The following is an 860-nucleotide window of genomic DNA, read 5'->3' on the forward strand; positions in this document are numbered from 1 at the left end:
ACGGCCTTGCCGGCGACCTCGGCATGCATGTCTTCTGCATTAGTTCGCGTTGGTGGACGCAACAAGCGAAATGCGCGTGGCGATGTGCTTGCGACCGGTCCTTGTGTTGAATTGACTAGCGACGGCCAATGCTAAAATAAGTAGCAGCACCTCACAATTGATATATATCGTTGTTACGTAGCGCCATTCCGGAACAAAGTCGATGCGCAGAAAAATTCCCAGCACCAGCATGTTGGAGGCTTTCGAGTCTGCCGCGCGCCATTTGAGCTTCACCCGCGCGGCCGACGAGCTGTCGTTCACCGAGAGCGCAATCAGCCGGAAGATCGCTTTGCTGGAGGAGTATCTCGGCGTCCAGCTGTTCACCCGCGTCAAGAAAAGACTGCAGCTGACCGACGCCGGCAAGAGCTACAGCCAGCGGGTGCAGGAGAGCCTGGACAAGCTCGAGATGGACACCACGTTGACCATGGCGCACGACGCCGGGCGCATTTCACTCGAGCTGGCGGTGTTGCCGACGTTTGCATTGAAGTGGCTGATGCCGCGCCTGCATGAGTTCAACGCACTGCATCCCGAGGTCACGATCCATGTTGCCGCGCGTGAAGAGCCTTTCCTGTTTTCGGAAGCGCCGTTCGACGCTGCCATCCATTTCGATCATCCGGTCTGGGCCAACGCCACCAGCACCTATTTATTTACCGAGGAACTGATCCCGATCTGCAGCCCGCAGTTGATCGGCGGCAAGCATTGCCGCAAGCCGGCCGATTTGCTGGACTACGTGCTGATGCACAAGACCGGCCGTCCGGAAGCATGGTCGCGCTGGTTCGAACTGGCAGGCTGTCCCGATGCGCGCGCGCGCGGCGGTATGT

General features: G+C 59.0%; 1 protein-coding gene. It reads left to right on the top strand.

Going from position 1 to position 860, the window contains the following annotated elements:
- Positions 1–202 precede the first annotated feature (202 nt).
- Positions 203–860, top strand: a 658-nt coding sequence (locus HLUSI_RS0112175) for a LysR family transcriptional regulator (protein ID WP_040503428.1), incomplete at its 3' end; no start/stop codon positions are given.

The organism is Herbaspirillum lusitanum P6-12 (assembly GCF_000256565.1).
GTDB classification, from domain to species: domain Bacteria; phylum Pseudomonadota; class Gammaproteobacteria; order Burkholderiales; family Burkholderiaceae_D; genus Herbaspirillum; species Herbaspirillum lusitanum.